12 protein-coding genes are annotated in these 9,180 nt (G+C 50.5%); 2 read left to right on the top strand and 10 right to left on the bottom strand.

What is annotated here, in order from left to right:
- The 9 genes from KU854_RS24400 to fkpA all read right to left on the bottom strand — a co-directional run.
- Positions 1–457 (bottom strand): GTP-binding protein (locus tag KU854_RS24400; protein WP_218360829.1); only part of this gene is annotated, 457 nt, incomplete at its 3' end.
- Between the two features lie 100 nt (positions 458–557).
- On the bottom strand, positions 558–2,654 hold the full coding sequence (fusA, locus tag KU854_RS24395) for an elongation factor G (RefSeq protein WP_218360828.1): 2,097 nt from the start codon (positions 2,652–2,654) through the stop codon (positions 558–560).
- Positions 2,655–2,726: 72 nt separating this feature from the next.
- On the bottom strand, positions 2,727–3,197 hold the full coding sequence (gene rpsG, locus KU854_RS24390; protein WP_054780697.1) for a 30S ribosomal protein S7: 471 nt from the start codon (positions 3,195–3,197) through the stop codon (positions 2,727–2,729).
- 98 nt (positions 3,198–3,295) lie between these two features.
- Complete coding sequence (gene rpsL, locus KU854_RS24385) at positions 3,296–3,670, bottom strand: 30S ribosomal protein S12 (protein WP_002535163.1); 375 nt, start codon at positions 3,668–3,670, stop codon at positions 3,296–3,298.
- 181 nt (positions 3,671–3,851) lie between these two features.
- A complete protein-coding gene (gene tusB / locus KU854_RS24380) occupies positions 3,852–4,142 on the bottom strand; it encodes a sulfurtransferase complex subunit TusB (protein ID WP_218360827.1) in 291 nt (96 codons plus the stop codon).
- 15 nt (positions 4,143–4,157) lie between these two features.
- Entirely contained in the window at positions 4,158–4,514 is a 357-nt protein-coding gene (gene tusC, locus KU854_RS24375; protein WP_218360826.1) for a sulfurtransferase complex subunit TusC, read from the bottom strand.
- A 7-nt stretch (positions 4,515–4,521) separates the two neighbouring features.
- Entirely contained in the window at positions 4,522–4,914 is a 393-nt protein-coding gene (gene tusD / locus KU854_RS24370; protein WP_218360825.1) for a sulfurtransferase complex subunit TusD, read from the bottom strand.
- Entirely contained in the window at positions 4,911–5,633 is a 723-nt protein-coding gene (locus KU854_RS24365; RefSeq protein ID WP_054780701.1) for a PAS domain-containing protein, read from the bottom strand. The genes tusD and KU854_RS24365 overlap by 4 nt, the downstream gene beginning before the upstream one ends.
- Positions 5,634–5,862: 229 nt before the next feature.
- Positions 5,863–6,639, bottom strand: a complete 777-nt coding sequence (fkpA, locus tag KU854_RS24360; protein ID WP_218360824.1) for an FKBP-type peptidyl-prolyl cis-trans isomerase — start codon at positions 6,637–6,639, stop codon at positions 5,863–5,865.
- A 122-nt stretch (positions 6,640–6,761) separates the two neighbouring features.
- Between fkpA and KU854_RS24355 the strand changes: the two genes are divergently transcribed.
- Together KU854_RS24355 and KU854_RS24350 are read left to right on the top strand one after the other, a co-directional pair.
- A complete protein-coding gene (locus tag KU854_RS24355; RefSeq protein ID WP_218360823.1) occupies positions 6,762–7,742 on the top strand; it encodes a WD40 repeat domain-containing protein in 981 nt (326 codons plus the stop codon).
- A gap of 11 nt (positions 7,743–7,753) precedes the next feature.
- The gene (locus KU854_RS24350) at positions 7,754–7,978 is read left to right on the top strand and encodes a SlyX family protein (protein ID WP_054780702.1); all 225 of its coding nucleotides are present in this window, start codon (positions 7,754–7,756) and stop codon (positions 7,976–7,978) included.
- Between the two features lie 87 nt (positions 7,979–8,065).
- On the opposite strand, the gene KU854_RS24345 is transcribed toward KU854_RS24350, so the two are convergent.
- Complete coding sequence (locus tag KU854_RS24345; protein ID WP_218360822.1) at positions 8,066–9,034, bottom strand: isoaspartyl peptidase/L-asparaginase family protein; 969 nt, start codon at positions 9,032–9,034, stop codon at positions 8,066–8,068.
- Between the last annotated feature and the right edge of the window lie 146 nt (positions 9,035–9,180).

Here is a 9,180-nt window from a genome sequence, read left to right as displayed (position 1 = left end):
CCATCTCAACCAGTTCCAGCAGCTCTTCATCATCAACCATGTCACATTTGTTCATGAATACGATGATGTAAGGGATACCAACCTGGCGACCCAGCAGGATGTGCTCACGAGTTTGTGGCATAGGACCATCAGTTGCCGCAACAACCAGGATACCACCGTCCATTTGAGCAGCACCGGTGATCATGTTTTTAACATAGTCAGCGTGTCCTGGGCAGTCTACGTGCGCGTAGTGGCGAGTAGGAGTATCGTACTCTACGTGTGAAGTAGAGATGGTGATACCACGCTCGCGCTCTTCTGGCGCGTTATCGATAGATGCGAAGTCACGCGCTGCACCGCCGTAAGTTTTCGCCAGTACAGTACAGATAGCTGCAGTCAGAGTAGTTTTACCGTGGTCAACGTGGCCGATAGTACCAACGTTAACGTGCGGTTTCGTACGTTCAAATTTTTCTTTAGACACGATCGTGTTCCTTCCTAGTTGTGAGCCGCACCCACCGTCGTGAGTGCGATCAGAAGTTTTTATTAACGCGGGCAGATAATGCCAGCATTAATATCGCCGATCAACAACGCTCTGCGATGATTGATTCAGCGATGTTCTTAGGAACTTCAGCATATTCACTGAATTCCATAGAGTAAGATGCGCGGCCCTGAGTCGCTGAACGCAAGTCAGTTGCGTAACCAAACATCTCAGCCAGTGGTACCTGTGCGCGAATGATCTTCAAGCCAGCAGGACCTTCGTCCATACCACCAATCAAACCACGGCGACGGTTCAGGTCACCCACTACGTCACCCATCCAGTCTTCTGGAGTGGTAACTTCCACTTTCATCATTGGCTCAAGAATCACAGGTTGCGCTTCAAGTGCACCCTTCTTGAATGCCATCGATGCAGCGATCTTAAACGCCATTTCGTTGGAGTCAACATCGTGGTACGAACCATCGAACAGCGTAGCTTTAACGTCAAGCACTGGGTAACCGGCAAGTACACCGCTACTCATTTGCTCTTCAACGCCTTTACCCACTGCACCGATGTATTCTTTCGGTACCGTGCCACCAACGATTTCATCAACGAAGACAAAGCCTTCGCCAGGCTCAGATGGCTCCAGTTTCAGCCAAACATGACCGTACTGACCGCGACCGCCAGACTGCTTGACGAATTTACCTTCGACTTCAGCCTTACCACGGATAGTTTCGCGGTATGCCACCTGTGGCTTACCTACGTTACATTCTACGCTGAATTCGCGACGCATGCGGTCAACGATGATATCCAGGTGAAGTTCACCCATACCCGAGATCAGGGTTTGGCCTGACTCGTCATCAGTTTCAACGCGGAATGATGGATCTTCTGCCGCCAGTTTACCCAGCGCGATACCCATTTTTTCCTGGTCTGCTTTCGAACGTGGTTCAACCGCGATCTGAATAACAGGCTCTGGGAAATCCATGCGCTCAAGGATCACTTTAGATTCTTGTGCACAAAGCGTGTCGCCCGTTGTTACATCTTTCAGACCGATAGCGGCTGCGATGTCACCAGCGCGGATTTCTTTGATTTCCTCACGCTTGTTAGCATGCATCTGTACGATACGCCCAAAGCGCTCACGCTTTTGCTTCACTGAGTTGTACACAGTGTCGCCAGAGTTAACCACACCTGAGTAAACACGCAGGAAGGTCAGGGTACCCACGAATGGGTCTGTTGCAATTTTAAATGCCAGTGCTGCGAACGGTTCGTTGTCATCAGAGTGACGTTCGATCTCGTTACCATCTTCGTCTTCGCCTTTGATCGCTTTAACGTCAACAGGAGAAGGAAGGAATTCAATCACGGCATCCAGAACCGCCTGAACACCTTTGTTCTTAAATGCAGAACCACAGGTTGCCAGTACGATTTCGTTGTTCAGTGTACGCTCACGCAGACCTTGCTTGATTTCGGCTTCAGTCAGTTCACCTTCTTCAAGGTACTTGTCCATCAGCTCTTCGTTTGCTTCAGCAGCGGATTCCACCAGATTCTGGTGCCACTCGTCTGCCAGGTCTTGCATGTCAGCTGGGATGTCTTCGTATGTGAAGCTCATGCCCTGATCCGCGTCGTTCCAGTTGATCGCCTTCATTTTGATAAGGTCGATAACGCCACGGAAGTTTTCTTCAGCACCGATATTCAGATGAATTGGCACTGGGTTTGCGCCCAGTCGAGCTTTAATCTGCTCAACCACACGCAGAAAATCTGCGCCCGCACGGTCCATCTTATTGACGAAAACCATACGTGGAACTTCATATTTGTCAGCTTGACGCCACACAGTCTCAGACTGAGGTTCAACGCCTGACGAACCACAGAATACAACTACGGCACCATCAAGTACGCGCAGTGAACGCTCTACTTCGATAGTGAAGTCAACGTGTCCTGGGGTGTCGATGATGTTGATGCGGTGCTCAGTGAATTGTGCATCCATACCGCGCCAGAAAGTTGTAGTCGCAGCGGAGGTGATAGTAATACCACGCTCTTGCTCCTGCTCCATCCAGTCCATGGTTGCCGCACCATCGTGCACTTCACCAATTTTATGGGAAAGACCGGTATAAAACAGGATACGTTCTGTTGTTGTTGTTTTGCCTGCGTCTACGTGGGCGCAGATACCGATGTTACGGTAGCGCTCAATAGGGGTTTTACGAGCCACAGTAGTATCCTCTTACTAAGGGAGTCCTTAGAGTGTGGTTTAGGCGCGACCGAAGTCGCGCCCAAAAAGGTATTACCAGCGGTAATGAGCGAATGCTTTGTTCGCTTCTGCCATACGGTGAACGTCTTCACGTTTCTTAACAGCAGTACCTTTGTTCTCAGATGCATCCAGCATTTCGTTAGCCAGACGCTGAGCCATAGATTTTTCACCACGCTTACGCGCAGCTTCAACCAACCAACGCATCGCCAGAGCGTTACGACGTACAGGACGTACTTCTACTGGCACTTGGTAAGTTGAACCACCTACACGGCGAGATTTAACTTCTACCGCTGGGCGTACGTTTTCAAGAGCTTGCTCGAACACAGACAGGTGATCTTTACCAGAACGCTCTGCCATGATGTCCAGTGCACCATAAACGATTTTTTCTGCAGTCGACTTTTTACCGTCAACCATTACGATGTTTACAAATTTTGCCAGCAGCTCTGATCCGAACTTAGGATCCGGCAGGATTTTACGCTGACCAATTACGCGACGACGTGGCATGGAAATTCTCCGTTGTCTTCTTCAGGTTTTATCCAAAACTTTTCAGTTTTTTCAAAATTACAAATTAATTAGTGTTTGGCCTTACTTAACGGATTCCATTAAGACTTAGGACGCTTCACACCGTACTTAGAACGACCTTGTTTACGGTCGTTAACGCCTGCACAGTCAAGTGCACCACGAACGGTGTGGTAACGCACACCTGGAAGGTCTTTAACACGACCACCGCGGATCAGAACAACTGAGTGCTCTTGCAGGTTGTGACCTTCACCACCGATGTAAGAAGTAACTTCAAAACCGTTGGTCAGGCGAACACGACAAACTTTACGCAGTGCCGAGTTAGGTTTTTTAGGAGTAGTGGTGTACACACGAGTACAAACACCACGTTTTTGCGGACACGCTTCCAGCGCAGGCACGTTGCTTTTTGCAACTTGCTTGATGCGTGGTTTGCGTACCAGCTGGTTAATAGTTGCCATTAAATAGCTCCTGATATTACTTACGTATATAAGTGTGAAAAATCTATGCCCCACAGAAGTAGGGACGCGAAATTTTAGATGTCGTCAATTGGGGTGTCAAGATTTATACAACGATCTTTCCGCAGATCGTTTTATAACCACTGTCACCCCAGTACCTTACGCTAGTTGATGGCGACCCGAATCACCATGTCATTTGCGTGACATGCCGGGCAGTAAGATCAACAAACCCTGATATATCAATGAGTTCGAATGGAGAGGTGATATTTTCGAGGATCCCCCGGGCAACCGCGTCTTCTTTCAATACGTAAACACGGCGTTCTGACGAAATGAGTTTTTCGTGCCACTGTCCACCAGAAATGCCAGCGACAACGGCATCTTCCAGTAAAAGGATCTCGCTGTGGGGCTCTGAATAGCGCAGACAATTCGCCAGCGAAGCTGACGCATAAGGGGAAGAACTAACGGTATGAAGCATGCTAAACCCCTAAATCTAAAACTGTAAAACCTTGCTGCAACGACCCAGTGTCGTGGCAATTTCATCCGCTGACACCTTCTCTGCGCTGATGATAAGCGGTTGTTCGGACAAGCCTCTTTCAGCCAAAGACTCAGCACAAACATACACCTCTTCAACATCACAAAGTGACAGCATTTTGAAGGTGGATATGTAGTCGCGGCACAGCACGGTATCTGGCGATTGGCCAGCCAACAGTTGCATCACGCCATCACCGACAAAAAACAGCACCAAATCTTCACTGTAATTAGAAGTTGCCAGTACGGCATCCAATCCTTCACGCCCAGCGGCTGAGCCATGAGGCGCGCTGGAAAAAACAAAACCCAACTTTTTCATGATTCACCTAAAACTGGATAACGCGATCGGCGGTCAGCAATGCCTCTGACAAACTTCCAAGTCCTGCTTGCGTAAAGCCTGAAGCCATGTTTGAAGAAGTAAAGCCATGTTGCTTGGCTTCCTCTTCGCTCAGCTGTCCCCGGCGAAGCGCAGCGGCTACACAGGTTTCGAGTTCAGCACAGGATTCTGTCGCAAGCGCTTGCCAGGCTTTGGCCAAATCAAATTCGTCATTGGCGGGTACCGTCAACGACGAGGCATTGGATACCCCGTCCTGATAGAAAAACACACGTGTTAACGTGTGTCCTTTCTCAAGCAGTGCCTTGGCAAAGCGGTACGCTGTTAGTGAAGATTGGCGACCATAAACCGGCCCGCTCACCACCAGCACATAGCTCAGGCTCATTTTTCACCGTCCTCGCCTTTGCGTTGACGGATGTAAAGATAAACTGTGTGCTTGGAGATATTGAGGCGGTCAGCCACCCGGTTGATGGCATCTTTGATATCGAAAATGCCTTTATCAAACAGCTCCATGACGATCTGGCGGTTCTTGGTGTTGTTAGATACCGACTTGTCCGCATTGATTTCTTCAATGGTGCGTTCAACCGTCTGGTCTACCAGTTCGTCGACATCGCTGGCGAAGTTGACAGAAGACACCGCCTGGCGCGCTTCTTCGGTTGGCATAAAGGCTTGCAGTACCTGTGAAAAAGGAGCGTCCAAGTTGATGTTGATACACAGCAGGCCAATGATGCGGTTGTCGCCGTTACGGATAGCCACCGTGATGGATTTCATCAGGGTGTTTCCTTTCGCACGGGTGAAGTAAGCACGGGAAAAATTCCGCTCTGAACCTTCGATATCACGCAACATACGCAACGCCAAATCCGTGATAGGCGAGCCCACCTGGCGACCGGTGTTTTCACCATTGGCAATTTTGATGGCGGAGCGGTTCAAATCTTCCAGCGCATGCAACACGATTTCACAGTGCTGACCAATCAGGGCTGCAAGGCCATCCACCACTGCTTCATAGGATTTGAGGATAACGCGATCTTGCTCGGTAAACGGGTTGCTTTCGATATAGTCACTCTCGACGATCACATCGGCACCAAAGCTGTCTGTCGATACCACAGGCTACTCTTCCTTTGTTGGATATCGTTTACCGTATTCGATAAACGAAAGCTGCAAACTTTAAAATCTGGCGATAAGTGTATACTGAATCGCCCCCAGTTTGCAGATATACGCAGCAAATATTGCGCCGGATTTGTTACCCAACCCGCGCTTATGGCACAAAATAAAAAGCCCCGGTTTCAAACCGGGGCTTTAAAGCGTTTTGCTGTTTCAGCAACAGGGCGGGCGATTATTTCGCGGCGTCCTGGCCTTTCACTTCCAACAATTCTACGTCAAATACCAGCGTAGAGTTGGCAGGGATAGCCGGCGTGTCCTGAGCGCCATAAGCCAGCTCAGGTGGAATAACGAATTTGAATTTAGAGCCAACAGGCATCAGCTGAACACCTTCAGTCCAGCCTGGGATCACGCGGTTTAGCGGGAAGGTTGCCGGCTGGTTACGATCGTAAGAGCTGTCAAACTGGGTACCGTCAGTCAATGTACCTTTATAGTGAACAACCACTGTGTCTTCTGCAGAAGGCTTAGGACCGTCACCCATTTTCTCTACCTGATACATCAGGCCAGAATCCGTGGTCGTCACGCCTTCTGTTTTGGCAAACTGTGCACGGAAATCTTCACCGGCTTTTACTGCCGCTTGAGATTTTTCCTGTGCTTTTTGTTGTGCAATTGCCGCAACGCGCTGATCCAGTGCTTGCAGCGCCATTTGCGCTTCTTCATCGCTCAGTTTGGTGTTGCCAGCAAATGCGTCCTGCACACCCTGCAGTACCAGATCGTTGCTCAGTGCCAAACCCAGTTCAGCCTGTTGCTCCAAGTTCGCTTTCAGGTACTGCGCCAGCGATGCACCAATGGCATATGCCGCTTTGTCGTCTTCAGAAGCAAATGAAACCGTCTCTTGAACCACAACCGGTGCTTCAACTTTAGCGGTTTCTTCTTTCGCGTCTTCCTGACAACCGACTGCGGTCAGTGCAACAGCAGCAGCCAGCAGCGACATTTTAAAAACTGATTTCATTAGTGACTCCGTTGGTATAAAACCCACATTTCTTGTATTCGCTTACGCGATAACGATGCGAAAGCCCGAAACGATCAATATACTCGACGTTATAGGGGGCTCAGATAAGGAACACAAGTGTAATGCGACAATTCGTCGGCTCAATTTGCTTAATTCTGACACTGTTAGCACTTTCTGGATGCTTCCATTCTACGCGTGAAGCGCAGCGCTGGACGCTGCAGCCAGACGGTGTCACCAGTTTCAGTCTCAGTCGCGATGGCCGTTTTGCACTCATCGCTTCCACCAAACAGGGTATCCTGTTGTGGGATTTGATGCACAACAGACAACTCGCAGAACTGGGTGATCAGGATCCGGACAAAAACACGGTCATTGCGAGTCAAATCTCTGATAACAACCGTTATGCCATTACCGCCACGTCACAAAACTTTGCGGTGTGGGATTTGGCATGGGGCACGTCAGAAGGATTATGGTCAATCTCCGATGGCATCATCCGAGATTTGGACATCAGTAATAACGGCCAGAAAGTCCTGCTTGGTTTGTCGAACGGCAAAGCCCTGTTCGTCGACTTAGGCACCGGACGCCGGCTGGAGTTCCTTGCCCATAAAGAGAAAGTTAACAGCGTCTCTCTCTCTCCCAACGGTAAATTTGCCTTGTCAGGCGGAAATGATCATAACGCCTATTTCTGGAGCACGGAAAGCGGCCAGATCCTAAACGAATTCCCCCACGAACACCGTATCACCCGTGTCGAACTACACCGCAACGGCAAATATGCTTTTTCAGCTGATGGTGATGATTCCGCAATAATATGGGATCTGGCCACTGGCAAGCCGCAAAGTGAACTCAGAATGTTCCACCGCCATTCCAATTTTTCTTCTGCCCGTTTCTCGGATGACGGCAGCAAGTTGGTGACCGGTACGCCGGGTCGGCGGGTTGAATACTGGGATTCTGAAACCGGCAGCAATATTGGCCGCTGGCTAGCGGAAGAACAACAAAATACCCGCCCGCCCAGTGCGGTGGTGTATGATGTCGCCATTGACCCCACCGGGCGTATTATTTCCGGCACTTCTGCCGGGATTGCCCAGGCGTGGATAGCGGAAAACTAGAGAAGTTAGCAATGACAGAGACAGAGCAGCGTCTTCAGAATCAGATTGACGACCTGGAGATCAAACAGGCTTTTCAGGAACACACCATCGAAGAGCTCAATGATGCGATCACCCAGCAACAACGAACCATCGACAGGATGAACACCCAAATCGCATTTCTGGTCACCAAACTCAAAGCGATGGAGCCGGCAAACATTGCCAGCATGTCGGAAGAAACACCGCCACCGCATTATTGATTGCGGGAAGCTGGTAACAGCGGGTCCTAGGTACGGGGGAAGAGCAAAGCAACTCCCCCCCAGGACCTAGGACCTAGGACCTAGGACCTAGTTTCCATTCTCTACCCGAAACGCCTCATCCGCAAAAATCGCCACCAGTGCCTCCCCGTTCTCGTTAACCGTCGCGCGGTACATGCCCGGGCAGTTCAATTCGAAATTCACCTGCCCGTTAGCATCAATCGCAATGACGCCACCTTCACCACCAAGGTTCAGGAAATCACCATGAATCACATCACGGCAAGCTTGTTCGATTGAGTCATGGCCATATTGCATGCGTCCGGCAATATCCCCTGCCACCGCGCAGCGCATTAAAAGCTCGCCCATGCCGGTAGCAGACACAGCCACATTGCCATTGCGTGCAAAGGTGCCCCCGCCGATAATCGGTGTATCCCCTACCCGCCCCCAACGCTTGTTGGTCAGACCGCCTGTACTGGTTGCCGCCGCCAGGTTCCCGTGTTTATCCAAAGCCACCGCACCCACTGTGCCGTGTTTTTTCTCATCCGGATAACGGGCTTCCGACAAGGCCACACCGCCGCTTTTCTTCATTGCTTTAAGTTCTTTGTAGCGCCGGTCGGTAAAAAAGTAGTCCTGCTCGGTGTAGGTATAGCCGCATTCTTTGAAGGCAAACCGTTCAGCCCCTTCACCGGCAAGCATGGCGTGCGGGCTTTTCTGCATGACATCCCGCGCCAATTGGATAGGGTTTTTAATGTGACGGATCAGGGTCACCGCCCCTGCATTCAGTGCATTTCCCTCCATGACACAGGCATCCATTTCCACGGCCTCTTCATAGGTTAGCACTGAGCCTTTCCCGGCATTAAATAATGGGCTGTCTTCCATCACGGTCACTGCCGCCACTGTCGCATCAACAGCCGAGCCGCCCTGCTCCAATACGCGATAACCGGCCAATACCGATTCGGCCAGAGCCTTGCGATAGGCCAATTCCAATTCTGGGGTCATCAGGCTGCGTTCAATGGTGCCGGCACCGCCATGAATGGCGATAGAGAAGGGTTGGGTCATGTCGATTCCTTTCGTCAATGGGTACTGGGTACTGGGTACTGGGTACTGGGTACTGGGTACTGGGTACTGGGTACTGGGTACTGGGTACTGGGTACTGGGTACTGGGTACTGGGTACTGGGTACTGGGTACTGGGTACTGGGTACTG

It is taken from the genome of Enterovibrio paralichthyis (assembly GCF_019209835.1).
GTDB classification, from domain to species: domain Bacteria; phylum Pseudomonadota; class Gammaproteobacteria; order Enterobacterales; family Vibrionaceae; genus Enterovibrio; species Enterovibrio paralichthyis.
The sequence above is the reverse complement of the archived record's forward strand: the minus strand, read 5'-3'. Positions and strand labels throughout refer to the sequence as shown.